The organism is Microbacterium pumilum (assembly GCF_039530225.1).
GTDB classification, from domain to species: Bacteria; Actinomycetota; Actinomycetes; order Actinomycetales; family Microbacteriaceae; genus Microbacterium; species Microbacterium pumilum.
In genome coordinates this window covers 2668013-2694234 of sequence record NZ_BAAAOH010000001.1, presented here as the reverse complement: position 1 = coordinate 2694234, position 26222 = coordinate 2668013, and the positions used below count along the sequence as shown (strand labels likewise).

Genomic DNA, 26222 nt, shown 5'->3' with positions numbered 1-26222 from the left:
CGTAGGTCACGGCGGGGGTGGACCGGATGCCGCGGCCTGCGCAGCTTCGAGCCGCTCGAACGCGCCGGGACCGGCGCGCGGCTTCGGCGGGGCATCCAGGTGGCGGACACGGAGCTCGTCCATGAGCTCCTCGAGGAATTCAGGACCCCCGTCGCGCATGAACTGCTGCGCGGTGGGGGACTGACCCTCGCCGGAGCGCCAGTTCAGGCCCCAGTTGCCCAGGGCGTAAAGGATCGGCAGGGTCTGGATGCCGGCTTCCGTCAGGCTGAAGCGCGCGCGCTGTCCTCGGGCCGCCGTGCCGCGGGTGAGGATCCCCGCGTCGAGGAGGCGCTTCAGGCGGTCAGCGAGGATGTTCGAAGCGATGCCCTCGGGCGACCCCGTGAGCAGTGCGCGGAAGTAGCGGCGGTCACTGAAGATGACGTCGCGCAGAACGAGCAGCGACCATCGATCTCCGAGCACCTCGACGGCGGCGGTGATCGGACTCCCAGAGATCGGTTCCACGACGCCCTCCTTGACAGCTATGGAGTTCTCACTATAGTGATTGCAGAACGCAATCACTATGGAGGAGCCGTGGGCCGCTTCGTGTACTCGATGAACGTGTCCCTCGACCTGCGGATCGAGCAGGTTGCGGGGGACAACGGCGCGGGGGAGTGGATGCGCATCGACGAGGAACTCCATCGCGAGTTCAATGCCCGTGCCGAGGAGGTCGAGCTGATCGTCCACGGGCGGATCTTCTACGAGACCATGGAGGAGTTCTGGCCGAGCGCACGCGAAGACGCATCGCTGCCGGACTTCCTGCGGGAATACGGCGAGATCTGGACCGCCAAGCCCAAGGTGCTCGTATCGCGCACCCGCCACAACGCGGACCACAACACCCGGATCATCGGGGGAGACGATGCGATGGGCCAGCTCGCAGCGCTGCGCGCCGAGACCGACGGGACGATCGGGGTGGGCGGCGCCGATGTGGCGACGCAGCTGTTGCGCGCGGGTCTGCTCGATGAGCTGCTGGTGACCACCCATCCCGCCATTCTGGGGTTCGGAAGGCCGTTGTTCGACGACTACGACCAGCCGATCGAACTGGAGCTGCTCGAGCAGCGATCGTTCGCATCGGGCGTCACCATGCATCGCTACGCCATCGTCGATGCCGGAGGGGAAGGCTGATGCTCACGCAGGCAGTGGATGGTGTGCTCGTGCACCAGAGCGAGTGCATCCAGAGCAACGCCGTGGTCGTTGCGGGGGAGACAGGTGTTCTGCTGATCGACCCCGGCATCACGCGGGACGAGCTGATCACCATCGCGAACGATCTTCGCGACCTCGGGCAGCGCGTGGAGGTCGGCTTCTCGACGCATCCCGACTGGGACCACGTGCTCTGGCATCCGGAGCTCGGCGATGCGCCCCGCTACGGCACAGCCCGCGCCGCGGCATCCATCCGCGAGTTCCTGTCGAACGCGGACTGGGAGGACCAGCTGGCCGAGGGGCTGCCGCCGGAGTTCGCCGACGACATCCCACGAGACCTGCTCGGCCTGATCATCGGCCTGCCGGAGGGGACGACGCAGGTTCCGTGGGATGGCCCTACGGTCCGGATCATCGAGCATCGGGCGCACGCCCAGGGTCACGCGGCGCTGCTGATCGAGGAGGGTCGAGTCCTCGTCGCGGGCGACATGCTCTCGGACGTCCTGGTTCCGATGCTCGACCTCCACGGGGCCGCCGACCCGATCCAGGACTACCTGACAGCCCTGCGAATGATCGAGGATGCCGCGCGCGGCGTGGACGTCGTGATCCCGGGCCACGGATCCGTCGGCGGATCAGCGGAGCTGCGCGAAAGGATCGCACGGGATCGGGCATACGTGGAGGCGCTGCGGGACGGCACGGATGTCAGCGACCCGCGGCTCGACTCGCCGGAGCCCGGGTGGGAATGGGTGAGTTACGTGCATGAGGGGCAGCGAGAACGCGTCGCTCAGGCGTGAGTGGGGACGAGCCCGCCTCGCGACCGGGGAGTGACCCCACTGCGCTCGGATTCACGGGATCTGACATAATGTGCATTATCGGCTATTGCTCATCGACATCGAAGTCTCGGACATCCGGATCGCACGGAGCGCACGCAGATGAACCGACGCCCAGCTGCGGAACGGGATCCATTGCTCGGATATCTCGTCCGGCGACGCGCCGGCACCGTATCGCTGGACGATCTCGTCATTCAGTCGGCGCTCTGAGGTCGGCATCACGTCGGGCGCGTTCGCACCACGGATGACGACCAGTTCTGCCGCGAACGGGCCGAGACCCTTGATCTGCCGAACCAGATGCATGGCGTCGGCCGGAGCCAGCGACCGCAGGTGGGCTCCGTCGAGAACGCCGTCCAACGCGGCTTCGGCGACGGCGTGAAGGTACTCGCTCTTCCGTCCCGGCAGGTCGACATCCAGCGTTCGCAGTACGCCCGGCGCGGGGAACGCACCGTCGTCGCCGTGGTTCTCGATCAGCGATCTGCGCAAGGATGCCGCCTGCGTCATCTGGATGCGTTGCGACAGCACGGCCCATGCGGCGGCTTCGTAGGGCGAATGGAAGCCGCAAGGCCGCAGTCCCGGGAGCTGCTTCTGGGCGTCGGCGATGACGGGATCGCGGCGGCCCACGTCGGGCCAGCCCCTGGCGTCGATGTCCAGCGACAGGAACCGCCCCACCTGCGCGGCAGCCGACCGCAGGTCGCCCGACCCCGACAGGGCGATCCGTGCGGAGTCACCTTCCTGAGCGACGACCGCCTCGACGCGCTGCCAATCGCCTTCGGCGACGAACACCGTCCGAAGCTCGTCGGAGGACCCGCGCGACGGCAGCGACGCAGGCGCGAAGCCTTCCCAGAAGGACTTGCTCGTCGCGAGGGACCACGGTCCGAGCACCTCCAGCTCAACGACGAGGTCCGGCCGCACAGCTCCGCGCTCGGGTGTCATGGTCGGAGCCTACGTGCGACCTCGGACAGTCACGCCCCTAGGCTCGGAGAATGCTGGAGTCGCTCACGGGGTTCGTCGTCGTGGGCGTCGCGATCGTCGTCGGCTGGATCATCGGCCGCATCGATCTGCTGGGCGAGCACGCCCGGCCGGTGCTGGCACGACTGACGTTCTTCGTACTGTCACCGTTCCTGCTGTTCGTCGTGCTCTCTCAGGCGGACGTGCGGACGCTCTTCTCGGCGCTCCTGCCGGTGTCGGCGATCGCGGCGGCTGTGATCATCGGCTCCTACGCGCTCACCGCACGATTGGCGTGGAAGCGGCCCGTCGGCGAGACGGTCATCGGAGCGCTGTCGGCCGGTCAGGTGAACTCCAACAACATCGGCATCCCGCTCTCGCTCTACCTGCTCGGCAGTGCAGCGTATCCGGCTCCCGTCATCCTGCTGCAGCTGCTGGTGTTCGCACCGATCGCCATGGCCGTCCTGGATGCCGCGACCTCCGGTCGCTCGTCGCCGTCGCGGACGATCCTGCGAACCCTGTCGAATCCGATCGTCATCGGATCCGCGCTGGGCACCCTCGTCTCGGTGAGCGGCATCGATCTGCCGCCGGTCGTGCTCCAGCCGGCGATGCTCATCGCGAACGCGTGCGTGCCCGTCATGCTCATCAGCTACGGCATCTCGCTGCACGGGCAGCGCGTGCTCGGAGCGTCCGGCCGACGACGCGACGTCATCCTGGCCACCATGCTGAAGCTCTTCCTGATGCCGTTGGTCGCGTGGGCATGCGCCCTGTTCCTGTTCCACCTGTCGGCCCACGACGTGCTCGTGGTGACCGTTCTCGCCGCCCTCCCGACCGCGCAGAACGTCTTCAACTATTCGCAGCGCTACGGGGTCGGCGAGGTCATCTCGCGCGACACCGTCTTCCTCACGACGATCGGGTGTGTGCCGGTGCTCATCGCGATCACGCTCCTGCTGGGCTGAAGTCTCAGGGTCGCGGTGCAGCGACCTCTCGCAGCGTTCCGAGCACGACGCGCATTTGCGCCGGAGCGCGAATCACCGTCACAAGCGTGTGCGTGCAGCCCCGGCAGCGCACGATCGCGCAGTCATCGTCGAGTTCGACGACGGCCTCAGCGAGCGGCGCGACCGATCCGCATCCCCCGCACACGCCGATCATCGTCGTGGCATCGCCGGCGAAGATCTCCGACAGGATGCCGGCCGCCGCATTGCCGTCGACGACCGCGGCGGCGTTCTCAGCTCTCATCACGCACCTCCGAACCGTTCGGTCTTGATCCTTCGGGCGTCATGCCCGAGCTCGACGAGCGTGTCGGCGACGTGCTCGACGAATCCCGTCGGCCCGCACACGTAGACGGCCGGCATCCGATCCGTCGACCAGATCGCGGCCTCGATACCCGCCCTGTCCAGCCGGCCGACGCGACCGTCCCACCCAGGCGGCGCGGCGCGCGTGTAGGCCCAGGTGACAGCCACTCCCCCGGACTCGCTCAACATTCCGAGCTCATCGCGATATATCGCGTCTCCGCCAGTGCGCACCGAGTAGAGCAGCCGGAACGGAGCGCCGGTCGCGGCATCCGTCCTCGCTCGTGCCATCGCCATCAGCGGCACGATGCCCGAACCACCGGCGATGAGCTGCACGGGGTCCACTCCCCCGGCTCGCCACACGAAGTATCCGCCGAGCGGCCCCTTGACCTCGAGCTCGTCCCCTGGTCGCACGTCCCGGACGAGGTAGGGCGAGACTTCGCCCTCGGGGATCTCATCGACGGCGAGCTCGATCGTGTCGTCGGCCCCGTACGAACCGAGGGAGTACGAGCGCACAGCCTGATAGCCATCCTCCGCGGTGAGACGGATGTCGACATGCTGACCCGGATCGCTCCCCGGCCAGCCCGGCACCGTGACACGCAGGACTCTCGCCGTCGCGGTCGCATCCGACACATCGACGACGCGCGCTGCGCGCCAGTCGCCGACGATCACCAGTAGCGCTCTTCGGTCCAGGGGTCGCCGTGCATGTTGTAGCCGTTCTGCTCCCAGAATCCCGGCGCATCGTCGCCCATCAGGGTGAGGCCCCGCACCCACTTGGCGCTCTTCCAGAAGTAGAGGTGCGGCACGAGCAGGCGGGCCGGCCCGCCATGCTCGGGGTCGAGCGGCTCGCCGTCGAACTCGAACGCCACCCAGGCACGGCCGTCCCGCAGGTCCTCCATCGGCACGTTGGTGGTGTAGCCGCCGTACGAGTGCACCATCGAGTAATCCGCGTCCGAGTCCACGTGCTCGAGAAGCGTGTCGATCGACACGCCTCGCCATGATGTGCCGAGCTTCGACCAGCGAGTGACGCAATGGATGTCGGTCGCCACATCCTCGATCGGCAGCGCCATGAACTGGTCCCACGACCAGCTCGTCACCGCGCCGCTCTCGCTGCGGATGTCGAACGACCACTCCGCCGTGTCGATCCGGGGCGTCGGGCCTGCGGACAGCACCGGGAAATCCTCGGTGATGTACTGCCCGGGCGGAAGCCGCGGATCGCTCTCGCGCCGCCGCGCGCCGAAGCCTCTCGAGAAGACTGCCATGTGTCCCCCAAACCGTCGGGTGCTCGTTCGTTCACCGTAACGCCGATCCGCCCTGACCGGGAAGGCGATTGTCACAGGTCGGGGGCGGATGCCGCGACACACTCCGACGCGGTCGCCGGATGACACGAGGACGGGTCTATGCTGGGGCGCGCACCTCACAGGGAACTCTCAGAAAGGACCCTCGCATGTCCACCGAATCATCGGCCGAGAAGTCCGCCATCAACGGCATCCGTACAGCACTCGGAGTGGGCGGCGTCCTCGCCGTCATCGTCGGCATCCTGATCCTCGCTTGGCCCGGCAAGACGGCTGCGGTCGTGGCCGCGATCATCGCGATCTACGCGATCGCCGCCGGCCTGGTCTACGCGGGCCTCGGAATCTTCACGAGGAACCGTGGCGGCTGGTCGCGCATCGGGCACATCGCACTCGGCGTCCTCTTCGTGATCGCCGGTGTCGTCGCGTTCGCGAACCTCCAGCAGACCACGGCCTGGCTCGCGGTCTTCCTCGGCATCCTCGTCGGAATCATGTGGATCGTCGAGGGAATCGTGTCGCTTTCGACGCTCGGCGACGCCCGCTCCAAGGTGTGGTCGATCATCTTCGCGATCATCAGCATCATCGCCGGTCTCGTCCTGCTCTTCTCCCCGCTGTGGGGCGCTGCGGTGCTCTGGTGGCTGCTGGGCATCGCGCTGGTGGTCCTCGGCATCATCAACATCGTCCGCGCCTTCACCTTCCGCGGCGAATAGCCTTCACACACGCAAGGGGCTCGGGGCCGTCAGGTCCCGAGCCCCTTGCGTGTGTCTGCGCACGTCAGGTGATGGGCAGCCTGCGCTCCCACCAGTCGAGGACGGCCGCGAATCGCTCCACACGGTGACGAGGCTGGCCAGACCGGGTGAGCTCGTGGTTCTCGCCAGGGAAGACGAGCAGCTCGGCATCCGTGCCCTGCCGCTTGAGCGCGCTGTAGTACCGCGTCGCCTGCTCGAGCGGGCAGCGGAAGTCCAGCTCGGAATGGATGATGAGGGTCGGGGTCGTGACGCGATCGACGACGGCCATGGGGCTCTGACGTGCGATGTCCTCAGCAGAGATGCCGACGTATTCGTCACCGAAGAAGGTGCCGATGTCGCTGGTGCCCTGGAAGGAGACCGGGTCGAGGAATCCGCGCTCGACGATCGCTCCCGCGAAACGGTGATCGTGTGCGATCACCCACGCGGTGAGGTAGCCGCCGTACGAACCGCCCATGACGCCGACCCTCGATGCGTCGAGGGTCCAGTCGGCCGCCACAGCGCCATCGAGGAAGTCCACGACATCGGCGAAGTCGACGGTGCCCATCGCCTGACGGATCACGCGGCCATGCTCGCGGCCATAGCCGGCGGATCCGCGAGGGTTGCAGTACACGACCGCGTAACCCCCCGCTACGAGCACCTGCGTCTCATCGAACAGATGGATGCCGTATGAGGCATATGGTCCGCCGTGGATCTGGAGGATGACGGGGAAGGGACCGTCGCCGTCGGGCTTGGCCACCCAGCCATGGACCGGATAGCCGTCGCGCCCTTCGACGGTGACCTCGCGTGGCGTGACCAGTCCGGTCGCGGCGGCCGAGACCCCGAAGGCTGTCAGTGTCCGTGCCACACCGTCTTCGAGCAGCAAGAGCTCGCCGAACGAGTCGGGGGTGGCCACGGCCGCGACGATCCTGTCGCCCGCCGCAGCGTGACCTGCGACCTCCAGGTCGCCGCCGAGGACCTCGGTCGCCTCTCCGGATCGGGTCACGCGCAGCAGCCTCACACGGCCGCGCGTGCGATCCTGCACCAGGAAGTCGTCCTCCGTCGCCGTGATGTGGCTGCCGACCTCGCCGAGGTCGATGGTCTCAGGATCGGTGAGGCGGCGCGGTCCGGACGGCTCGAGGATCCACAGCGCCGACCCCGGCGCGATGAAGTCGATGCCCTCGGCACCGACGTCGTCCGCGAGAAAAGCGATTGTGCCGTCCGCTGCAACGACTGCTTCGCCGATCGACAGGTTGGCACCGCGCCCGACGACTTCACGCTGACCAGAGCCGTCGACGCGGATGGCCACGAGCACGCTGCGCAGGTCGCGCAGCGACGGATCGACCTCGTCCTCGATGGTCAGGATCTCGGCGCCGGCGAACACGGCACCCGTCACCGAGACGTCGTCGGCACTGAGCTGCACCGCCTCGTGCGCGACGATCTGCTTCTTGCGCGGCGTCTCGCCCTCGCCGACGACTGTGGCCGCGGGCTCGTAGAACGGCTCGGCATCCGTCGCCGGCACGTCGATCACGAAGAGCCGGGCCGGCCGGTCGGCGAGGTAGCCGAGGCCATTGGCGTGCCAGCGGATCCCGGTGATGCGCCGTGGCGGCTCGGCACCGGCATCCAGGCCCTCCACCGAGCCGTACCGACCCGGGTCGGGGATTCGCGCGGTGAAGGCGAGCGTCCGCCCGTCGGGCGACCAGTCGAAGTCGCCGACACCGAGCGCGGCATCGGTCGCCTGCACAGGCTCGCCGCCGGCGGCGTCGACGATGAAGACCTGCGTCTTGCCCTTGGCATCACCCCGCACGAACGCGATGCGCGATCCGTCGGGCGACAGGCGGGGAGAGCCGTCTGCTGTTCCTCGAGTGAGCCTGCGCGGTGTGCCGTCGGGAAGATCGATGCGCCACAGTTGGCCTACGGCACGGTTCGCCGCGAGGTCGGGACGCGAAACCGCGAACACCGCGAACGAGCCGTCAGGGCTGAGCTCAGGGCGTCCGACCGAGATGAGCTTCTCGATGTCGTCGGCGCGCATGCTCACTCCCCCGCGAACGAGCTCGTGTCTCCGACCAGGCGGGTATTGTCCGCCGGGATCGGGTCGACGGCGGCGCGGGCCACCTCGGCCGCGAACTCGCTGACGTTGTAGAGCTTGCCGGCCGACTCGCGCCGCTCGGCGATCGCGCCGGGGTTGGCCCGCTCGAGCAGCGTTGCGGTGATCGTGCCCTCGATCATGTCGCCCGACACGACGACGAACTCGACCCCATGCTCGGTGAGAGCAGGAATGCGCTCCCGCAGCGCGTCCTCGCCTGCACGCTTGGACAGGGCCACCGGCTCGTACTCGGGCATGGTCGGAGTGGTCCGGATGAAGTGGGCCTGGTGGCTCGTCACGAACACGACACGCGACCCCTCGCCGAGCAGCGGAAGCGCGTGCTCGAGCACCGAGACCTGCGCGTCGCGGTTGAGCTGCAGCGCGTAGTCCGCCGCCATCCCCGACTCCATTCCGCCCGATGCGTTCAGCACCAGGATGTCGAGATGGCCGAACGCACGCTCGACCTCCGCGAACATCGCCGCCACCGACTCGGGATCGGTGAGGTCGGCCCCGACGACGAGGGCCTCCACCCCGAGCGCGCGCAGGTCGGTTCCCAGTTTCTCCGCCCGCGGCGCCTTGTTGCGGAAGTTGATCACGACGTTCGCGCCCGCCTCTGCGAAGTAGCGGACCGTGTCTGCGCCGATGCCACGGGAAGACCCGGTGACGAGCGCGGTCTTGCCCTTCAGAGAGTCGACGTCGAGGGGCTGAGGCATGGTGGCGGCTCCTGGTGGATCGGTGCGCGAATGAGTCGTGCGGGCCGATTCGACCCTATCAACCGCGCCCGTTCAAGCCGGTGTTAGGGTCGATGGAAGAGAAGAAGGAGCTGGGCGCCGGTGCCGGATCTCACGCAGTACATGTGGATCGGATGGATCGCGCTCGCGGTCGTCTTCATCATCATCGAGCTCGTCACGCTCGAGTTCACCTTCCTGATGCTCGCCACCGGATCCCTCATCGGCGGGCTCGTGGTGAACCTCCTCGGCGGCCCGTGGTGGCTTCAGATCCTGGCAGCAGCAGTGCTGTCCGTGCTGCTGATCTTCACGATCAGACCCTGGATGCTGCGCCGCCTTCACCGCAGCGATCCCGACGCCAAGACCAACGTGGACGCGCTCTACGGGATCGGCGGACGAGTCATGTCGCGGTTCGTCGACAACGCCGGGCTGGTGAAGCTCGACAACGGCGAGACCTGGACCGCGCGTCTCGCGCCGAAGCAGTCCGGCGCCGACCTCGATGTCGGCGACCGCATCGTCGTCGCGACGGTCCACGGTGCGACCGTCGAAGTCGTCCCCGCCACCGCCGTCACCGGCACCTCAGACGAAAGGACGGCACTCGATGGATGACGTCGGCACCCTCATCGGCCAGATCCTCGTGATCGCACTGGTCGCAGCTGTGACGATCTTCGTCGTGGTCGTGCTCTTCCGCTCGATCCGCATCATCCCGCAGGCGTACGCGGGGGTCGTGGAGCGGCTCGGCCGGTACCAGCGTACTCTGAGCCCCGGCCTGAACATCCTGGTGCCCTTCATCGACCGGCTCCGGCCGCTGGTCGATCTGCGAGAAACCGTGGTGTCGTTCCCGCCGCAGCCGGTGATCACCGAAGACAACCTCGTCGTATCGATCGACACCGTCGTGTACTTCCAGGTCAACGATGCTCGCGCGGCAACATACGAGATCGCGAACTACCTCGGCGCGGTCGAGCAGCTCACCACGACGACGCTCCGCAATGTGGTCGGCGGCCTGAACCTCGAAGAGGCCCTCACCAGCCGCGACGAGATCAACGGCCAGCTGCGCATCGTCCTCGATGAAGCCACCGGCAAATGGGGCATCCGGGTCAACCGTGTGGAACTCAAGGCGATCGATCCGCCCCACTCCATCCAGGACTCGATGGAGAAGCAGATGCGCGCCGAGCGCGATCGCCGCGCGGTGATCCTGACGGCCGAGGGCTCGAAGCAGTCCCAGATCCTGGAGGCCGAAGGCCGCCGGCAAGCCGACATCCTGCGTGCCGAGGGCGACAAGCAGGCGCAGGTGCTGCACGCACAGGGCGAGGCCGAGGCGATCAAGACCGTCTTCGATGCGATCCACGCCGGCAACCCCGATGAGAAGCTGCTCGCGTACCAGTACCTGCTCACACTTCCGAAGATCGCCGAGAGCGCCTCGAGCAAGCTCTGGATCATCCCGAGCGAGTTCACGGACGCCCTCAAGGGCATGAGCGGGGGCTTCACCGCCACGATTGCGGATGCCGCGGCCGCAGCGCGTCAGGAGACGCGCAGCGCCCAGACACCCAGCGTCGAGACGCCACGCGTCGAGGGCACCCCGCCCGGGCCGTGACCCACCCCTGGTTCCAGGGCACGACCGTACCGCGCGTGCTCGCCCACCGGGGCCTCGTGACTCAGGCCGATGCCTCCCATGCCGTCGCAGAGAATTCGTTCGCCGCGGTCGCTGCTGCGCACGCGGCGGGGTGCGTCTACGTCGAGTCGGACTGCCACCTCACCTCCGACGGCGTCGTCGTGCTGTTCCACGACGCGGACCTCACCCGGGTGACCGGCGACCCGCGTCGCGTGGCGGATGTGACGGTCCGCGAACTCGAGGCGCTCATGGCCGGGCGCGGGGGGCTCATCACGCTCGCGCAGGCACTTGACGCGTTCCCCGACGTCCGATTCAACCTCGACGTCAAGGCACCCACGGCGGCCGGCGCGGTCGGCACCATCATCGCCCCGCACGCCGACCGGGTGCTGGTCACGAGCTTCTCGGATGCACGACGTCGCGACGCACTGGCCGCGGCGGAGACCGCCGGGAGCGGCATCCTTCCCGCCACATCCGCAGGCACGTCGACGATCGTGCGACTGCTGGTAGCGGTCGCCGCACACTCCGATCGCCTCGTCAGCCGTCCGCTGCGAGGCATCGACGCCATTCAGGTGCCCGAACGCAAGGGGCGCGTGCGGGTCGTGACGCCGCGGCTCATCGACGCGGCGCACCGGTCCGGCGTCGAGGTTCACGTCTGGACGGTGAACGATCCTGCCGACATGCGTCGCCTTGTCGACATGGGCGTCGACGGCATCGTCACGGACAGAGCGGATGTCGCACTCCGCACACTCCGGACATGACCGTCGCAGCGCAATCGGCAAGGGACGCACCGGCGGTGTGCCACACTGTGCATACACTGTGAATGGTTGTCAACCCTCCGCCGTTCGGATGATCTGCTCAGGTCACTTCGTTATACCTAAGAGCGACGAGAGGACCACACAATGGCAGACCGCAGTCTGCGCGGCATCCGACTCGGCGCCCAGAGCCTACAGAGCGAAGAGGGCGTCGTGTTCCATGAGCGCGCAAAGCACACCTACACGTGCACGTCGTGCGGACGTGACACGACCATGACATTCGCAGCCGACGCCGAGGTTCCTGAGGCGTGGGAATGCCGCACGTGCGGCGCCGAGGCACTTCTGCGCATCGGCGAGGGCACCGCGAGCGTCGACCACTCGGGCGACAAGGTCCCGCGCAGCCACTGGGACATGCTGCTCGAGCGCCGCACGATCCCCGAGCTGGAAGAGCTTCTCGAAGAGCGACTCGCCTATGTCCGCGCGCGGCGCGGCGCCGGCGAGGATGTCTCGCGCGACAAGATCAGCGCCTGACGCTCACCGCGCAACGCCGGTTCCTTCGGGAGCCGGCGTTTTCGCGTTCCTCCGCCGCGTGACTTCGATTGTCACACCGAGTGCGATCAGCACGACGAGGCTTCCCCACGCGAGCAGCGTCTTGATGGCGGAGCCGGCCACGACTGCCGGAGTGAGCCCGGTGCGCAGCGGCACCTCGGTCAGCATGTGGCCCGCCGTGTCGGCCGGCAGTCCAGCGATCGTCGTCCCGTCGGGAGCGATCGCCTGGCTGGTGCCGACAGTCGAGAGGTTCACCACGGAGCGCCCTGTCTCGATCGCACGCATCCGCGCGAACGCGAGCTGCTGCAGGTTCTCGTTCGTGCCGCGGAAGTCGGCGTTGTTGGTCTGGAACATGTACACCTCGGCGCCGTCCCGCGCGCCATCCCAGATCACATCGTCATAGATCACGTCGAAGCAGATCGCGAGCCCCACGCCGACGCCGTTGACGTCGAACTGAGGTGATGAGGTGCCCGGGGTGTACTCGCGCTGAATCAGGTCGATGAGGTCGGGGGCGAACATGCGCCAGAGCCAGCGGTCAGGCACGAACTCTCCGAACGGCACCGGATGGCGTTTGTCGTACGTGTCGACGGGGTTGCCGACTCCCGCTTGCCACAGCAGGGACGAGTTGAAAAACTCATCGCCACGTTGGGTCACGGCGCTGACCAGCAGCGGAGCGTCGAGGTGCTCCGCGATGGCGTCGAGGACGGCGGCTGTCGACGCGTTCTGCGTCGGATCGGAGTCGATCCCGCCCTCCGGCCACAGCAGCACGTCGATATCCTCTCCGAGCAGCGGCGCGGTGGCCTCCAGCTGTGCGTTGAGGACATCGTTCGGGCCGCGCTCGTCGAAGTATCCGGTGGGCCCGTTCCCCTGGACGGCCCCCACGCGGATCGTGCCGTCGGCTGCGGTCGGAAACTGAGGCGGGATCAGCAGCAGCACGAGACCCACGACCACGGGCAGCACGGTCCGTACATCGCGCCACCGACCCACCCGCACATACTCGACGCCGGCGGCGCATACGAACACGATGACGAAAGACAGCCCCGACATCCCGACCCACGACACGACCTCGGCAAGCGGACCGTTCACCTGCGACACCCCCAGCCGGCCCCACGGAAAGCCGCCGTACGGGAACGTGCCGAGCACCTCCTCTCGCAGGGTCCAAAGCCCCGCAACGAGAGCGGGCAGCACCACGAGCCGACCCCACCCGCCCGGCAGCACACGCGGCGTCCAGCGATACGCCAACGTGATCGGCACCGCGAACGCCGCCGTGAGGATCGCCTCGAGCATCGACAGCGCGATCCACGGCTCGGGTCCGAGGTACCTCGCCGTGAACGACAGGTTCACGAAGTAGAAGGCCGCGCCGAAGGCGAACCCCACGAGCACGGCGGACCACGCGCGGCGGCCGATGAGGCTCACCAGCGCGACCGGGACAGACACGAAGACCATCGGCCACCACGACAGCGACGGGAATGCCGTCGTAAGCAGGAGGCCGGAGGCGATGGATGCCAGGACCCCCGCCCACAGCGGAAGGATCGGTCGGCGGTCGGCGGCGAGGGGCACGAAGTCCACCCTAGATGTCGGAATCTGGAGACCCTCTGTCAGACCGACGAGTACGAGACGATGCCTCGCCGAACGGCATCGAGCGCCGCACGCGCAATGCCGGCGAGGGCCGGTTCCGCAACGATCGACAGCTGGTCGAGCAGGTCGATCGTCTGTTTCGCCCACCGGACGAAATCTCCCGCTGCGAGGTCTGCCTCGTCGAGCACGCGCTCGAGCGCCACACCGCGCGCCCAGGAGTGCATGGCCTGCGCCAGCCCTGCCGAGATCGGATCCGAGCCAGGGAGCCGGTGATCGCGCTCGAGGTCGTCGAGCTGCTGCCACAGCGTCTGGGTCTCGCTGAGCGCCACCCGGAACGCTCCTCGCGGATAGCCCCGCTCCCCCGTACCCGCTTCGTCGCGTCGGGGTTCGTACACGAGACAGCAGGCGAGAGCGGCGAGGGATGCGGCATCCAGGTCCTTCCACAGCCCGAGCCGCAGGGATTCGGCGACGAGCAGGTCGCGCTCTCCGTAGATGCGGCGCATCGTGCGCCCCGACGGGGTGAGCGTGGTGCGGCCGTCATCGGCGATGCGCACGTAGTCCAGGACGGCCAGCACGTCGACCACGCGGTCGAAGATGCGCGCAACGGTTCCCGTGCGCGTCTCGATCTGCTGGCGCATCTTGTCGACCGTGCGTTTGAGGCGCCAGTACCGCTCTGCCCATCGCGCGTGATTCTCACGGTCCGGACATTGGTGACACGGATGCCGCTGCATGCGTCGTCGCAGGCTGCTGATCTCGCGGTGCCGGGCGTCGCGCGTCGCACGCGACGCGTTCGCATCCTTGCGGTTCAGCTTCTCGGCTTCGCTCAGGTCCCGTCGGATCGCAGAGTACTCGGTGAAGTCGCCCCGGTCGCAGGTCATCGCCTTCTCGTAGCCCGCGAGCGACTCCTCCTGCTCGCGCACCTGGCGCGCGAGTCCTACGACGGCCCGGTCGGCCTGGAACTGCGCGAAGGACGACTCCAGGATCTGGCGAGCGCGTGCGCGGCCGAACTGGTCGATCAGGTTGACGGCCATGTTGTAGGTCGGGCGGAAGCTCGAGTTCAGCGGATAGGTGCGTCGCGACGCGAGGGCGGCGACGGCCTGCGGGTCGACCCCCTCGGTCCACTGGATGACCGCATGACCCTCGACATCGATGCCTCGGCGTCCCGCACGCCCGGTCAGCTGGGTGTACTCGCCCGACGTGATGGCTACACGCGCCTCGCCGTTGAATTTCTCGAGCTTCTCGAGCACGACCGTGCGGGCAGGCATGTTGATGCCGAGAGCAAGCGTCTCGGTGGCGAACACGACCTTGACGAGCTTGCGCTGGAACAGCTCTTCGACGATCTCCTTGAACGCCGGCAGCAGACCGGCGTGATGCGAGGCGAGGCCGCGCTCGAGGTTGTCGAGCCAGTCGTAATAGCCGAGCACCGCGAGATCCTCGTCGAGAAGGGTGCGGGTGCGCTGCTCGACGATCGCGCGGATCTCGGCGCGCTCCTCCTGCGAGGTGAGCCGCACGCCCGCTCGGCGGACCTGCTGGACGGCCGCGTCGCAGCCGGCGCGGCTGAAGATGAAGAAGATGGCGGGCAGCAGATTCGCGCGCGCGAGCAGTTCGACGACATCAGGGCGGTCGAGCCGCTCGATGCGCTGGACGTTCGCGGAGCGCACCGGGCGCTTGGCACCGCGCTGCGGACGACGTCGGGGATCGACGTACTGTCCCTTCTGGCGCCCGCTGTTCATCTCCTGCACGCGGCGGTTGTTCTCGTACATCGGCCCCTTGAACGAGCGGATGCGCATGAGCTCCTGGTTCACCTGTGCGGTCGCGATCCCGGCGCGATCGTCGAACAGCGGCAGAAGGTCACCGCGCACCAGGACGTGCTGCTCGAGCGGCACGGGACGGATCTCGGAAACGATCACCTCGGTGTCGCCGCGCACGGTGTCGAGCCAGTCGCCGAACTCCTCGGCGTTCGACACGGTGGCAGACAGCGAGACCAGCCGGACGGTCTGCGGCAGGTGGATGATGATCTCCTCCCACACCGCGCCCCGGAATCGGTCGGCGAGGTAGTGCACCTCGTCCATCACGACGTAGCGCAGCCCGCGCAGCGCGGGAGAGTCCGCATACAGCATGTTGCGGAGCACCTCGGTCGTCATCACGACGATGCGCGCGTTGCCGTTGATGTTCGTGTCGCCGGTGAGAAGACCCACCTCGTCGGCCCCGTAGACATCCTGCAGCTCGCGGAACTTCTGGTTCGACAGCGCCTTGATGGGGGTCGTGTAGAACGCCTTGTCGCCGTAGCCGTTCTGCGCCGGCTCGCGCATCGCGAGGTGAACGGCGAACTCGCCGATGATCGTCTTGCCCGCCCCGGTCGGGGCCGCAACGAGCACGCTGCGCCCCTCTTCGAGCGCGCGGCATCCGGCCAGCTGGAAGGGATCGAGCGTGAATCGCTGGGATGCAGCGAAGGCTGCGGTGATCGGATGGCTCCGGTCCTGTCGCGACGTCTCAGCGGCTCGCTGGTACCTCTCGGCCGGACCGGGCTCGATCACGCGAGAGCCTCGGGAGGCAGGATCGCCGCTTCGCGTTTCGCTCGACGACGGTCGAACAGCAGCGAGACGCCTGCGGCCGCGAAGAAGAGGAGGACCATGATGCCTGCCAGCAGGAGCATGCTCACGACATCGGCTGCAGGCGTCGCCAGGGCGCCGAACACGATCGCGACGAGGACGGCCACTCGCCAGCCCTTCAGGATGGCGCGACCCGACATCACCCCGGCCAGATTCAGCGCGACCAGGAAGACCGGAAGGACGAACGCGACGCCCACGACGATCAGGAGCTTGAAGACGAAGTCGTAGTAGTACGCGGCGTCGTAGAACGCGGCGGCACCTTCGGGAACGAACGAGGCCATCAGCTCGACGATGTGGGGCATCGTCAGCAGGCCCGCCCAGCACCCGGCGAAGAACAGCGGGATCGCCGCCGCGAGGAAGCCGATCGTGTACTGGACCTCTTTGCGCGTGAGCCCCGGCATGATGAACGCCCAGATCTGCCACATCCAGAACGGAGCGGAGATCAGCAGTCCGATCGCGAACGACATCCGCAGCTTGAGGTCGAATCCCGATGTGACGGTGCTGAACATCAGCTCGACCGAGCCTGCCTCACCCCGCGACTCCGCGACGACCCGGATCGGCTGGGTGATGATGTACAGCACCGGGTCGGTGATGAAGAACCCGATGACCATGCCCAGCACGAGCGCGAGGGCTGCGATCATCAACCGCCTGCGCAGCTCGACGAGATGCTGCCCCAGCGACATCCGCTTTTCACGCCGCGGCACGTTCGGATCTTCGATGCGCGGCGGTCCCGCCGTGGCCACGGCGGTCAGGACTTGGTGTCTGCGGTTCCGCCCGCGTCTGCGCGTACGTCGGTCGTGGGCGCCGCGACGGACGCGGAGGCTCCGGCGTCGGGGACGGTCGTGGCGGGCTGCGCCGCGACGTCATCTTCCTTCATCGCCTTCATCTCGCCCTTGAACACGCGAGCGGACTGCCCCATGCTCTTGGCGAGAGCGGGAAGCTTGGCCGCGCCGAACAGCAGCAGGATCACCGCAAGGAGGATCAGGAGGTGCCACCCTGTCAGGTTCCCTAGCATGTCGATTCCTCTCGGCAGGTCTGTACACATTGTAGCCCGCGGGTATCGCAGGGGCCGACGCGCGGCGAAAGTCGCCGCGCCGGGTCAGCGGTACTGGGCGAGACCGGCCTGGGCCCAATCGGCTGCCGCGCGTCGCGCTCCGGCCGGTTCGAGGATCTCCACTTCACCGCCATGCTTGGCCGCGAGACGGCGCAGACTCAGTTCATCGGCGACGCGCATCGTGGCGATCATGTGGCCCTCGATCGTCTCGACCGCGGCACGATCGAGGTAGTCCCCCAGGAGCGGCGCGAGGGACGCCGGGAACCGGATGCGGGCCACGACGTCGCCGGCATCTTCGTCGAACCAGCCGGGAACCGGCTCTTCGCCGTGGGTGATCGCGATGTCCGTGAGTTCGAGGTCGCTGACCCGGTCGAGATGGAACGTCCGCATCGCCTGGCGCAGGTGGCACCAGCCCTGCAGGTACCATTCGCGGTCGGCGATGTGCACCTTGACCGGATCGACGGTGCGGGTGGTGGGTGCGGCATCCGGAGCCTTGTAGGTGAACGCGACGGCGACTCGGCGCTTCAGTGCCTCGGCCACTGCATCGCGCACCGCGTCGACCGGGCCGGGTGCGACGATCACGTCGGCGGGGGTGCTCGATGCGCCGCGTGCCAGCTTCGCGAGCAGACCGGTGTACAGGTCGGTGTCGCCCACTCCTGGGATCGTCCGGGCGAGCTGGAGTCCGGCGAGCAGCGCGGCGGCCTCGCGAGCGGTGAGCTTGGGCGAGCGCTCGAGCCCGACCGAGTTCGTGATGACGATGATGTCGCGCTCGTCGAGCAGTTCCCAGTCGATGTCGAAGAGGTCGTTGGCCATCTGCCAGTAGCCACCGTCACCGGGCAGGCCGATGACGGTGAGCCGCTCGACCATCGCCCGCATCTGATCGGGCGTGACGTCGAACTCATCGGCCGCCTCGAGGATCGACACCTCGCCCTTGCCGATCAGATACGGCACGAGCTGCAGCATGAGCGCGGCGCGATCCGTGGCGACCAGCGGCCGGCGACGACTCATGATCCCCCGCCGTTCGTGCTGCTGGTCCGCTCGAGCCGCGCGATGACCTGGGCGGTGAGCTCGACCGGCTCGACGACGCGGACCTCGGGACCGTACGAGGCGAGCTCGTCCGCGAACACATGCATGTCGACGAACGACACGTGGATGCCCTGCTCAGCCGTCGTCGCGCGGCGGCTGAGGCGAAGCGCGGCCTCGCTGCCCGGGTTCACCTCGAGGAGGGCGGTGTTGCGTGCAGCGACGCGTTCGAGCCCTTCCAGCGCGCGGTCGCCCGCGCCTTCGCGCAGCGCGGGATCGAAGGACTCGCGCGATGTCTCGACCGGACCGACGATGCGCGAGAGCAGGAACGTGCGGTCGGCGCGCATATTGAGATCGATGCCGAAGACGTGCCATCTCGACTCGTAGTCGACGAGCGCGAGCGGCTGCAGCCGCCGCACTCGCGGCGCATCCTCACCGGGCTTGAGGTAGAGGAAGGTCACCACGCGGGTCTGCTCGATCGCACGCTGCAGGGCTGAGAACGAGGGATCGCGGAGGCTGATACGCGGCGAGTACCCGATGATCGGCTCGTCGACCGGGATGCCCAGGGCGCGGATCTTGCGGAGGCCGCTGCGCGCGTCATCCGACATGGAGCTCTCACTCCACACCCCTCCGGCGAGATTCAGCAGCGCCAGTTCGGCCGGAGTGAAGGAGATGTCATCGGGAAGCGCGTACTCCGCAGTGGGCACGCGGTACCGCGCCTCGCGCAGGTCGTCAGGGTCGGCCCAGTCGCCGATCGTCTCGATGGGGATGCCGAGCCCGCGCAGACTCTCCTTGTCGCGCTCGAACATCTTCTCGAGCGCGTCCTTCGTGGCACCGGCGTCGCTCTGCTCACGGTACCCGGCTACGGACGAGAGGATCGTGTCCTTCGTGAGGCCCTGCTCGGTCGCCATGAGCGCGACAACGAGGTTGACGAGCCGCTCCTCGGGAGGACTCTTCACGGGCACAGTGGGGGGCACCCACTAATCCTAGAGTCGTGGGCCTCGCTCCTGCGCCGACCGCCTGCCGGGCCGCTACTGCGCCGGTGCCGGCTCCGGATCGAGCCCGAGGATGTCGGCGACGAACACGAGCGTCGAATCGGCGGGGATGCCGGCCTGTTCCTCGTCGCCATACCCCTGATCAGGCGGAATGACGACCATCACCTGCGACCCCACGGTCTGTCCCTCGAGCGCCTGAGCGAAGCCCGGAACGACCGAATCGAGTGTCACGGACGCAGGATCGCCATCCCATGTGGTGTCGAAGACGGTGTGATCGTCCCACAGCACGCCGGTGTAGTGGACGCGCACCGGCACATCGCCCGTGACGATGGGGCCGTCGCCCTTCTTGATGGTCTGCACCACGACGTCGGTCGGAGGTGCGCCGTCGGGGACGATGATGCCCGGCCTGCCGTCCGGTGCGCGGACCACGCTCGGCAGCCCCTGGCCGGTGTTGTACTGGTTCTTGCCGTCGGCTTTGGGCAGGTACACCTTGCGGATGTCGACCACCGCTACCGCGGAGTCATCCTCGGCAAGGCCCATCGTTGCGGCCGTCTCGGCCTCGACCTCGCCAGGCGGGAGCGCCACGACGACGCGGGAACCCTCGGTCGCGCAGTCCAGCGCCTGGTCGAAGGACGGGAACGTCTGCTCCCAGCGCGAGACCGGGAAGACCGCGGTGAGGGCGCCGTCGTAGGTTGTCGAGCCGACCGGCTCGCCGGTCTCGCCGCTGAAGACCGTGATGTCGAGGACGACGAGCTGATCGTCGGCGCTGATCGGCGTTCCCTCGCCCGTGACGACGTCGGCGAACGAGACCTCCGTCGAATGGAACGGCGTGCGGATGTCGACATCCGGGGCGTCGTCGGTGGAACCCGATACCGCGATGAGATCGATCACGTCCTGGTCGGGCACGGCAGGTCGCGTGCACTCGGCCGCACCGGGCATCGAGCAGCCGGTGAGGCCGACGACGGCGAGGGTGAGGACCGCGAGGGCAGCGGGGATCTTGCGCACCGCAACAGTCTAGATGGTGTCCCGGTCGGGGCCCGCGGCGCTACTCGACAACCGGTCCGGGTGCTTCGGAACCTGCTGCCAGGCGTGCGCCATCCGCCGCGCGCTGCGCCTCGCGCACTCGCTTGCGGAGGTTCTTGTCGGTGATCTGGCGATCGCCGACGGCGCCGGGGGTCCACAGCTCGACGTCCTCGTCGCCGTAGCTCGACTTGGACGCGCGCCGCTTGACCTCGGGCGGAACCGCGCCGGGTGCCAGCCGCCGAGCCCACACCAGGAAGCCGGTGTGCGCGATCATCCGATGGTCGGGACGCACCGCGAGGCCCTCGACGTGCCAGCCGCGCACCATGGTCTCGCTCGCCTCAGGGTCGGTGAACAGCCCGGTGCCGCGGATGAACTCCGCCACGCGGCTCAGCTGGGTCGCCGTGGCGACGTAGCAGAGCACCACGCCTCCGGGGGTGAGCGCGTCGGCGACGACCTCGATGCACTCCCAGGGCGCCAGCATGTCGAGGATCACGCGGTCGACGGATGCCGGGGCGGCCGTTGCAGGAAGTGCTTCGACCAGGTCGCCGACGACGACATCCCAGTTCTCGGGAGTGTCGCCGAGGTAGGTCTCGACGTTCGCCCGCGCCACGTCGGCGAACTCCGGTCGCCGCTCGAACGAGAGGAGCCGACCAGTCGGTCCTGCCGCGCGGAGGAGCCACAGCGAGAGCGCGCCCGAGCCCACCCCGGCCTCGACCACGACCGCGCCCGGGAACACATCGGCCTCGGCGAGGATCTGTGCGGCATCCTTCGGGTAGACGATCGCCGCGCCACGCGGCATGGACATCACGAAATCCCGCAGCAGTGGACGGAGGGCCAGATACTCGTGTCCGGCGCTGTTCGCGACGACGGACCCGTCGGGCTGGCCGATCAGCGCCGTGTGGCGCAGCACGCCGTGGTGCGTGTGCAGCTCGCCGTCCTCGCGGAGCGTGATGGTGGACAGCCGCCCCTTCGGCCCGGTCAGCTGAACGCGATCGCCGACCCGGAAGGGCCCGCTGGGTCGCCCGATCATCGAAGGCCCGCTTTCGCTGTGAAATGGCCGGCGTGGAACGCCGCCACGTCGTCGGCCGTGCGTCCTTCGAGCGTGGGCCACACTGCGTGGGCGCCGGCACCGGCGATGGACACCATCAACGGGACGCCGATCACCGCAGCACCCGAGGCGACGGCCGACCGGAGTCCATTGGGCGAGTCCTCGATCGCGACCGTCTCCTCAGGAGTGACGCCGAGCGCCTCGCACGCCTGGAGGTACGGATCGGGGAACGGCTTCGGCCGGGTCGCCTCATCCCCCGCGATCACCACATCGAATGCCTCGAATTCGATGAGGTCGACCACCGTGTCGGCCATCCGGCGCATCGACATCGTGACGAGCCCGGTCTTGATGCCCGCGGCGCGCAGCCCGGCGAGGAGTTCGCGAGCTCCGGGGCGGAACGGCACGCCGGTCTCGCTCAGCTGCCGCATCACCTCATCGGTCAGGTGGTCGATGATGTCGCGCACCCCCATGCGCACGCCCGCCTCCTGGAAGATCCGGGCGGAATCCTCGAGGCCGAGCCCGACGAGGCCCAGCGCCTGTTCGTGCGACCAGCTGCCACCGTAGCTCTCGACGAGTGGTGTCTCCGCCGCCATCCAATACGGTTCGGTGTCGACGAGGGTGCCGTCCATGTCCCAGAGGACCGCGGCGAGCGGAGGCGCATTCACCGGTCCATGCTACCGACCGGCCGTCAGCGCGACCCGCGTGGGACCGGGCTCATGGGCTCGCCGGGACCGCAGGCGCCCCGCCACGGGAGCGCGGGCCTATCCTGGAAGGAGCCCGCTGGGCGGGCGGAGGAGGTCGCGTGGACGGACTGGGACGCAGAGTGCTCGTTGCCGCGTTCGACGGGTGGAACGACGCCGGCGAGGCCGCGTCATCCGCAATCGCCCATCTGCGCGAGAACGGAACCTACGAACCCGTCTTCTCGATCGACCCCGAGCTGTACTTCGACTATCAGTACACCCGCCCGCAGATGGCGATCGACGGCGAGGGCAAGCGGACGCTGCGCTGGCCGGAGGCGACGCTGCTCAAACCGGTCCGCAGCACGCGGGGCACGCAGCTGTGGCTGCTCACCGGAGTCGAGCCCGCACGCGCCTGGCAGGCCTTCGCGACGGAGTCCATCGACGTCGCGCTGCGCGAGGACATCACCGGCATGGTGGCGATCGGATCGATGATGTCGGATGTACCGCACACGCGTCCGATCTCGGTGTTCGCGGGCAGCGACAACGACCAGCTGCGCACGTCGCTCGAACTCGAGCGCAGCACGTACGAGGGACCGGTCGGCATCCTGAGCGTGCTCGGTCACGCGGCCGACGCCGCCGGCATCCCGTCCGCGAGCCTGTGGGCGAGTGTGCCGCACTACGTGGCCGGTCACACCCCCTCGCCGAAGGCGACACTCGCGCTGCTCGACCGCCTCGAGGATCTCACCGGAGCCCCCGTGCCCCGTGGTGACCTCTCCACCGAAGCGGCCGCCTGGGAGGCATCCATCGACGCCGCAGCCGCGGATGACGAGGAGATGACGGAGTACATCCGGCAGCTCGAACGCACCCGCGACACATGGGACTCCCCCGAAGCGTCCGGCGACGCGATCGCGCAGGAGTTCGAGCGCTACCTCCGCCGCGGCGGCGACGGGCCGACCAAGCCCGGACGCGACGACCCGCGCCGGTAGCACTGGCCGGCCGGTCGCTGAGCCCCCGGCCGGTCGCTGAGCCCGCCAACCGATCGCTGTGCTCCCGCCGGTCGCTGAGCCCGTCGAAGCGTCAGAGGGGCTGGATGGCGCCGGTGGCCAGCAGGATCAGGATCAGCGAGCCGAGCGCAACGCGGTAGATCACGAACGGCAGGAAGCTGTGCTTCGAGATCCAGCTCATGAAGAACGCGATCACGCCGAGCGCAACGACGAAGGCGACGCCCGTCGCGACGGCGGTCTCGCCGAGCGTGAAGACTCCGGGCTCGTCCCAGCTCTTGTAGAGCTGGTAGAAGCCACTGCCGAGCACCGCGGGGATCGCGAGGAGGAACGCGTAGCGCGCCGCCGCCGACCGCTCGTACCCGAGGAACAGCCCGGCCGTGATCGTGCCACCCGAACGCGAGACCCCCGGGATGAGCGCAAGTGACTGCGCGAAGCCGTAGATGATGCCGTGGCCGACCGTGAGGTCGTTCAGCTGGCGCTTCTTGGCCCCGACAACGTCGGCGATGCCGAGCAGGACTCCGAAGAAGATGAGCATGCCCGCCACGAGCCAGAGCGATCGCAGCGTGGTCTCGATCTGATCCTGGAAGAGGAGCCCGAGCACGACGATCGGAATGGTTCCGATGATGATGAGCCATCCCATGCGGGCATCGGGGTCGTTGCGCGGAATCCGTCCGAACAGGGCCCTGAACCAATGGCCGATGATCCGCACGATGTCGCGCCAGAAGAACAGGATGACCGCAGCCTCCGTGCCGATCTGCGTGATCGCGGTGAATGCGGCGCCGGGGTCCTGCGCGCCGGGCATGAACTCCCCGACGATCCGCAGATGCGCGCTCGACGAGATGGGCAGGAACTCGGTGAGCCCTTGGACTAGGCCGAGGATGATCGCCTCGATGAGCATGGATGCCTTTCGGTCGGCGGAGCCTCACGGGCGAGGCGTCCGTCTTTCGTCAGTAAGTGCGGAGCAGGTCGGTGAGAACGGCTTGTCCGAACACGAGCGCGTCGAGCGGCACCCGCTCGTCGACGCCGTGGAACATACCGGTGAAGTCGAGATCAGCCGGGAGCCGCAGCGGCGCGAAGCCGTAGCCGGCGATGCCGAGGTAGGCGAGCGCCTTGTTGTCGGTGCCGCCGCCCATGAGATACGGGATGACCGGAACGCCGGGGTCGTGACGCCCCAGCGCTTCCACCATCGCGTCGACGAGATCGCCCTCGTAGGGAACCTCGAGCCCGATGTCCTGGTGGACGACCTCGACCTCGACCTCATCGCCCACGATGCGCCGGATGTCGGCCAGCGCCGCCTCCTCGGTGCCGGGAAGCGCGCGAACGTCGATGAGGGCCTCGGCGCGATCCGGGATCACGTTGTGCTTGTACCCCGCGGTGAGACCTGTGGGGTTGGTGGTGGTGCGGAGCGTCGCACGGAGGAATCCGGCTGCCGCGCCCGTCGCAGCGGCGAGCGCGTCGGGGTCGTCGGACGCCGTGTCTGTGAGAACCCCCAGCCTGGCCACCATCTCGCGCGTCGTGTCGGTGAGCTGCACGGGCCACTCGGTGCTCCCGAGGGCAGCGACGGCTGCTGCGAGCTTGGTCACCGCGTTGTCGCCGTGGAAGCTCGAGCCATGCGCCGCCCGTCCGCGAGCGACCAGGCGGATCCATACGAGTGCCTTCTCGCCCACCTGCAGGAGATACGCACGGCGATCACCCACCGCGATCGAGTAGCCGCCGACCTCGCTGATCGCCTCGGTCGCGCCGTCGAACCACTCGGGCTTGTTCTGCACGACGAGCGCCGAGCCTTCGACGCCGCCGTTCTCCTCATCCGCGAAGAACGCGAGCACCAGGTCACGCTCAGGCTGCTCGCCGGAACGGAGGATGTCGGCGACGGACGTCAGGATCATGGCGTTCATGTCCTTCATGTCGACGGCCCCGCGGCCCCAGAGCATGCCGTCGCGGATCTCGCCGGCGAACGGGTCGACGCTCCAGTCCTCGGCGATCGCCGGGACCACATCCAGGTGGCCGTGCAGCACGAGCGCGGGCTTGTCGCGGTTGCGGCCGGGGATGCGGGCCATGACGTTCGTGCGGCGTGCAACCGGCTCGTAGAACTCGGGCGTCAGTCCGAGCGCCGCCAGATAGGCGCCGACGTATTCGGCGGCTTCGCGCTCACCGGCGGCGCGGCCACCGCCGTGGTTCGTGGTGTCGAACCGGATGAGATCACGAGCGATCGAGACGACCTCAGGGAGAGCAGGGTCGGGCGAGGGCATGCCGACAACGCTACCTGGCCCGGCGAACAGCCCTGTTACGCCGGGGTTTCCTCCGACATCCTCGTCCGCGCAATGAAGAAGGCCCCCTTTCGGGGGCCATCTTCATTTCGTGCGCGAGGGGGGACTTGAACCCCCACGCCCTATACGGGCACTAGCACCTCAAGCTAGCGCGTCTACCTATTCCGCCACCCGCGCAAGGTGTATTTCGGTTTCGCAACCGAGGATCGACATTACCATGTCCACGCGGACACACAGAATCGGAGCCGTCATCTGCTCGCAGACGCGCGCTCCCCAGAATGGCGGCGGTCGTGCGCTCCTTGTGACGGCGCCGATCGAGTGGGATCCTGGCGTTCACGCAGTCCATCGACGGCGATTCCGCTGCGTCCGGCTCCTCGCTCGATCAGCCACGTCAACGGCACCGCCCGCATCTCCGGAGGTAGTCATGACATTTCGCACGCGTGGCCGTGTTGTCGCCGCCGCTCTTCTCGCCGCCGCCTTGTCAGGCGCGTCCCTGTCGGCACAGGCTGCTCCTCCGGTGCCGCCCACGCCTTTCGACATCCCCTTTCCCGCCGGCGTGGCGTGCGAATTCGCCCTGCTTGTGACGATCGCACCGAGCGCCCACACCGTGCAGAAGGTGTTCACAGACGCTGACGGGAACACCGTCCGCACCATCCAGGCCGGCAGGGGCTCCGCTCTGACGTTCACCAGGGTCGCCACGGGTGACGCTGTCTCGTTGAAGAGCAATGGATTCTCGACGCAGCAGTCCTTCAATCCCGACGGGTCGTACGCAGTCGTCAACACCGGGCACACCGTGATCCTCATCTCCGAGCAGGAGGATCCCGAAGGGGCATCCACGACGCTGTACACCGGGCGGGTGACCTTCACCGCGACCGCCGATGATGTCTTCACCATCACCGGTTCATCGGGCCGGACCCGCGACATCTGCGCCGAGCTCGACTAGCGCGCCCG

At 68.1% G+C, this 26222-nt stretch carries 28 protein-coding genes and 1 tRNA gene; 10 read left to right on the top strand and 19 right to left on the bottom strand.

Going from position 1 to position 26222, the window contains the following annotated elements:
• Positions 1–6 precede the first annotated feature (6 nt).
• The gene (locus ABD188_RS11980) at positions 7–501 is read right to left on the bottom strand and encodes a winged helix-turn-helix transcriptional regulator (protein WP_344062375.1); all 495 of its coding nucleotides are present in this window, start codon (positions 499–501) and stop codon (positions 7–9) included.
• A gap of 69 nt (positions 502–570) precedes the next feature.
• Here ABD188_RS11980 and ABD188_RS11975 point away from each other — a divergent pair, with 69 nt between their 5' ends.
• Both ABD188_RS11975 and ABD188_RS11970 read left to right on the top strand, forming a co-directional pair.
• The gene (locus tag ABD188_RS11975) at positions 571–1161 is read left to right on the top strand and encodes a dihydrofolate reductase family protein (RefSeq protein WP_344062372.1); all 591 of its coding nucleotides are present in this window, start codon (positions 571–573) and stop codon (positions 1159–1161) included.
• On the top strand, positions 1161–1967 hold the full coding sequence (locus tag ABD188_RS11970) for an MBL fold metallo-hydrolase (RefSeq protein WP_344062369.1): 807 nt from the start codon (positions 1161–1163) through the stop codon (positions 1965–1967). The genes ABD188_RS11975 and ABD188_RS11970 overlap by 1 nt, the downstream gene beginning before the upstream one ends.
• A 75-nt stretch (positions 1968–2042) precedes the next feature.
• On the opposite strand, the gene ABD188_RS11965 is transcribed toward ABD188_RS11970, so the two are convergent.
• Positions 2043–2939 carry a DNA-3-methyladenine glycosylase family protein gene (locus ABD188_RS11965; protein WP_344062366.1) on the bottom strand — a complete coding sequence of 299 codons (897 nt, stop codon included), beginning with the start codon at positions 2937–2939 and terminating at the stop codon, positions 2043–2045.
• Positions 2940–2989: 50 nt separating this feature from the next.
• Here ABD188_RS11965 and ABD188_RS11960 point away from each other — a divergent pair, with 50 nt between their 5' ends.
• On the top strand, positions 2990–3910 hold the full coding sequence (locus ABD188_RS11960; RefSeq protein ID WP_344062363.1) for an AEC family transporter: 921 nt from the start codon (positions 2990–2992) through the stop codon (positions 3908–3910).
• Between the two features lie 4 nt (positions 3911–3914).
• Here ABD188_RS11960 and ABD188_RS11955 read toward each other — a convergent pair whose 3' ends face one another.
• From ABD188_RS11955 to ABD188_RS11945, 3 genes are read right to left on the bottom strand one after another with little or no spacing between them, the layout of a single operon-like run.
• Positions 3915–4190, bottom strand: coding sequence for a DUF6510 family protein (locus ABD188_RS11955; protein WP_344062360.1), 276 nt, complete (start codon positions 4188–4190; stop codon positions 3915–3917).
• On the bottom strand, positions 4190–4915 hold the full coding sequence (locus ABD188_RS11950) for a ferredoxin reductase (protein ID WP_344062357.1): 726 nt from the start codon (positions 4913–4915) through the stop codon (positions 4190–4192). The genes ABD188_RS11955 and ABD188_RS11950 overlap by 1 nt, the downstream gene beginning before the upstream one ends.
• The gene (locus tag ABD188_RS11945) at positions 4912–5505 is read right to left on the bottom strand and encodes a sulfite oxidase-like oxidoreductase (protein WP_344062355.1); all 594 of its coding nucleotides are present in this window, start codon (positions 5503–5505) and stop codon (positions 4912–4914) included. The genes ABD188_RS11950 and ABD188_RS11945 overlap by 4 nt, the downstream gene beginning before the upstream one ends.
• 185 nt (positions 5506–5690) lie before the next feature.
• Here ABD188_RS11945 and ABD188_RS11940 point away from each other — a divergent pair, with 185 nt between their 5' ends.
• Entirely contained in the window at positions 5691–6245 is a 555-nt protein-coding gene (locus ABD188_RS11940) for an HdeD family acid-resistance protein (RefSeq protein ID WP_344062353.1), read from the top strand.
• A 64-nt stretch (positions 6246–6309) separates the two neighbouring features.
• On the opposite strand, the gene ABD188_RS11935 is transcribed toward ABD188_RS11940, so the two are convergent.
• The gene (locus tag ABD188_RS11935; protein ID WP_344062351.1) at positions 6310–8292 is read right to left on the bottom strand and encodes a S9 family peptidase; all 1983 of its coding nucleotides are present in this window, start codon (positions 8290–8292) and stop codon (positions 6310–6312) included.
• Positions 8293–8294: 2 nt separating this feature from the next.
• Complete coding sequence (locus ABD188_RS11930) at positions 8295–9059, bottom strand: SDR family oxidoreductase (RefSeq protein WP_344062349.1); 765 nt, start codon at positions 9057–9059, stop codon at positions 8295–8297.
• A 120-nt stretch (positions 9060–9179) separates the two neighbouring features.
• On the opposite strand from ABD188_RS11930, the gene ABD188_RS11925 reads away from it, so the two are divergent.
• The 4 genes from ABD188_RS11925 (at position 9180) to ABD188_RS11910 (ending at position 11969) form a co-directional block, all read left to right on the top strand.
• The gene (locus tag ABD188_RS11925; protein ID WP_344062347.1) at positions 9180–9683 is read left to right on the top strand and encodes an NfeD family protein; all 504 of its coding nucleotides are present in this window, start codon (positions 9180–9182) and stop codon (positions 9681–9683) included.
• Complete coding sequence (locus tag ABD188_RS11920) at positions 9676–10668, top strand: SPFH domain-containing protein (RefSeq protein ID WP_344062344.1); 993 nt, start codon at positions 9676–9678, stop codon at positions 10666–10668. The genes ABD188_RS11925 and ABD188_RS11920 overlap by 8 nt, the downstream gene beginning before the upstream one ends.
• Complete coding sequence (locus ABD188_RS11915; protein ID WP_344062341.1) at positions 10665–11444, top strand: glycerophosphodiester phosphodiesterase family protein; 780 nt, start codon at positions 10665–10667, stop codon at positions 11442–11444. The genes ABD188_RS11920 and ABD188_RS11915 overlap by 4 nt, the downstream gene beginning before the upstream one ends.
• Positions 11445–11585: 141 nt before the next feature.
• The gene (locus ABD188_RS11910; RefSeq protein ID WP_344062338.1) at positions 11586–11969 is read left to right on the top strand and encodes an RNA polymerase-binding protein RbpA; all 384 of its coding nucleotides are present in this window, start codon (positions 11586–11588) and stop codon (positions 11967–11969) included.
• 3 nt (positions 11970–11972) lie between these two features.
• Here the strand turns inward: ABD188_RS11910 and lnt are convergent, their stop codons facing one another.
• The 9 genes from lnt to ABD188_RS11865 form a co-directional block, all read right to left on the bottom strand.
• Complete coding sequence (gene lnt, locus ABD188_RS11905) at positions 11973–13547, bottom strand: apolipoprotein N-acyltransferase (RefSeq protein WP_344062335.1); 1575 nt, start codon at positions 13545–13547, stop codon at positions 11973–11975.
• Positions 13548–13585: 38 nt separating this feature from the next.
• Positions 13586–16099 (bottom strand): DEAD/DEAH box helicase, encoded by a 2514-nt coding sequence (locus ABD188_RS11900; protein WP_425561373.1) that lies wholly within the window; start codon positions 16097–16099, stop codon positions 13586–13588.
• Entirely contained in the window at positions 16099–16860 is a 762-nt protein-coding gene (gene tatC / locus ABD188_RS11895; RefSeq protein WP_344067062.1) for a twin-arginine translocase subunit TatC, read from the bottom strand. The genes ABD188_RS11900 and tatC overlap by 1 nt, the downstream gene beginning before the upstream one ends.
• 65 nt (positions 16861–16925) lie before the next feature.
• The gene (gene tatA, locus ABD188_RS11890) at positions 16926–17192 is read right to left on the bottom strand and encodes a Sec-independent protein translocase subunit TatA (RefSeq protein ID WP_344062329.1); all 267 of its coding nucleotides are present in this window, start codon (positions 17190–17192) and stop codon (positions 16926–16928) included.
• An 84-nt stretch (positions 17193–17276) separates the two neighbouring features.
• The gene (locus ABD188_RS11885) at positions 17277–18239 is read right to left on the bottom strand and encodes a helix-turn-helix transcriptional regulator (RefSeq protein WP_344062327.1); all 963 of its coding nucleotides are present in this window, start codon (positions 18237–18239) and stop codon (positions 17277–17279) included.
• Complete coding sequence (locus ABD188_RS11880; protein ID WP_344062325.1) at positions 18236–19231, bottom strand: helix-turn-helix transcriptional regulator; 996 nt, start codon at positions 19229–19231, stop codon at positions 18236–18238. Before ABD188_RS11880 ends, ABD188_RS11885 begins: the two co-directional genes overlap by 4 nt.
• Before the next feature lie 54 nt (positions 19232–19285).
• On the bottom strand, positions 19286–20254 hold the full coding sequence (locus ABD188_RS11875; RefSeq protein ID WP_344062323.1) for an FKBP-type peptidyl-prolyl cis-trans isomerase: 969 nt from the start codon (positions 20252–20254) through the stop codon (positions 19286–19288).
• Positions 20255–20294: 40 nt separating this feature from the next.
• A complete protein-coding gene (locus ABD188_RS11870; protein ID WP_344062321.1) occupies positions 20295–21302 on the bottom strand; it encodes a tRNA (adenine-N1)-methyltransferase in 1008 nt (335 codons plus the stop codon).
• Positions 21299–21985 (bottom strand): HAD family hydrolase, encoded by a 687-nt coding sequence (locus ABD188_RS11865; RefSeq protein WP_344062318.1) that lies wholly within the window; start codon positions 21983–21985, stop codon positions 21299–21301. Before ABD188_RS11865 ends, ABD188_RS11870 begins: the two co-directional genes overlap by 4 nt.
• 137 nt (positions 21986–22122) lie before the next feature.
• Here ABD188_RS11865 and ABD188_RS11860 point away from each other — a divergent pair, with 137 nt between their 5' ends.
• Complete coding sequence (locus ABD188_RS11860; RefSeq protein WP_344062316.1) at positions 22123–22986, top strand: PAC2 family protein; 864 nt, start codon at positions 22123–22125, stop codon at positions 22984–22986.
• Between the two features lie 91 nt (positions 22987–23077).
• Here the strand turns inward: ABD188_RS11860 and ABD188_RS11855 are convergent, their stop codons facing one another.
• The 3 genes from ABD188_RS11855 to ABD188_RS11845 form a co-directional block, all read right to left on the bottom strand.
• On the bottom strand, positions 23078–23902 hold the full coding sequence (locus ABD188_RS11855; protein ID WP_344062314.1) for an undecaprenyl-diphosphate phosphatase: 825 nt from the start codon (positions 23900–23902) through the stop codon (positions 23078–23080).
• Between the two features lie 49 nt (positions 23903–23951).
• A complete protein-coding gene (locus ABD188_RS11850; RefSeq protein WP_344062312.1) occupies positions 23952–25253 on the bottom strand; it encodes a M20/M25/M40 family metallo-hydrolase in 1302 nt (433 codons plus the stop codon).
• Between the two features lie 110 nt (positions 25254–25363).
• Positions 25364–25448 (bottom strand) — tRNA-Leu (locus ABD188_RS11845).
• A gap of 247 nt (positions 25449–25695) precedes the next feature.
• Here ABD188_RS11845 and ABD188_RS11840 point away from each other — a divergent pair.
• Positions 25696–26214, top strand: a complete 519-nt coding sequence (locus ABD188_RS11840; protein ID WP_344062309.1) for a hypothetical protein — start codon at positions 25696–25698, stop codon at positions 26212–26214.
• Positions 26215–26222 lie beyond the last annotated feature (8 nt).

What these genes read in the sequence shown, in the direction of transcription:
- ABD188_RS11920 (WP_344062344.1), top strand. Translation starts at nt 9,676, where the DNA reads ATGGATGACGTCGGCACCCTCATCGGCCAGATCCTCGTGATCGCACTG.
- ABD188_RS11965 (WP_344062366.1), bottom strand. Translation starts at nt 2,939, where the DNA reads ATGACACCCGAGCGCGGAGCTGTGCGGCCGGACCTCGTCGTTGAGCTG.
- ABD188_RS11945 (WP_344062355.1), bottom strand. Translation starts at nt 5,505, where the DNA reads ATGGCAGTCTTCTCGAGAGGCTTCGGCGCGCGGCGGCGCGAGAGCGAT.
- ABD188_RS11930 (WP_344062349.1), bottom strand. Translation starts at nt 9,059, where the DNA reads ATGCCTCAGCCCCTCGACGTCGACTCTCTGAAGGGCAAGACCGCGCTC.
- ABD188_RS11885 (WP_344062327.1), bottom strand. Translation starts at nt 18,239, where the DNA reads ATGAGTCGTCGCCGGCCGCTGGTCGCCACGGATCGCGCCGCGCTCATG.
- ABD188_RS11960 (WP_344062363.1), top strand. Translation starts at nt 2,990, where the DNA reads ATGCTGGAGTCGCTCACGGGGTTCGTCGTCGTGGGCGTCGCGATCGTC.
- ABD188_RS11870 (WP_344062321.1), bottom strand. Translation starts at nt 21,302, where the DNA reads ATGATCGGGCGACCCAGCGGGCCCTTCCGGGTCGGCGATCGCGTTCAG.
- ABD188_RS11910 (WP_344062338.1), top strand. Translation starts at nt 11,586, where the DNA reads ATGGCAGACCGCAGTCTGCGCGGCATCCGACTCGGCGCCCAGAGCCTA.
- ABD188_RS11940 (WP_344062353.1), top strand. Translation starts at nt 5,691, where the DNA reads ATGTCCACCGAATCATCGGCCGAGAAGTCCGCCATCAACGGCATCCGT.
- tatA (WP_344062329.1), bottom strand. Translation starts at nt 17,192, where the DNA reads ATGCTAGGGAACCTGACAGGGTGGCACCTCCTGATCCTCCTTGCGGTG.
- tatC (WP_344067062.1), bottom strand. Translation starts at nt 16,860, where the DNA reads ATGTCGCTGGGGCAGCATCTCGTCGAGCTGCGCAGGCGGTTGATGATC.
- ABD188_RS11855 (WP_344062314.1), bottom strand. Translation starts at nt 23,902, where the DNA reads ATGCTCATCGAGGCGATCATCCTCGGCCTAGTCCAAGGGCTCACCGAG.
- ABD188_RS11970 (WP_344062369.1), top strand. Translation starts at nt 1,161, where the DNA reads ATGCTCACGCAGGCAGTGGATGGTGTGCTCGTGCACCAGAGCGAGTGC.
- ABD188_RS11955 (WP_344062360.1), bottom strand. Translation starts at nt 4,190, where the DNA reads ATGAGAGCTGAGAACGCCGCCGCGGTCGTCGACGGCAATGCGGCGGCC.
- ABD188_RS11935 (WP_344062351.1), bottom strand. Translation starts at nt 8,292, where the DNA reads ATGCGCGCCGACGACATCGAGAAGCTCATCTCGGTCGGACGCCCTGAG.
- ABD188_RS11850 (WP_344062312.1), bottom strand. Translation starts at nt 25,253, where the DNA reads ATGCCCTCGCCCGACCCTGCTCTCCCTGAGGTCGTCTCGATCGCTCGT.
- ABD188_RS11840 (WP_344062309.1), top strand. Translation starts at nt 25,696, where the DNA reads ATGACATTTCGCACGCGTGGCCGTGTTGTCGCCGCCGCTCTTCTCGCC.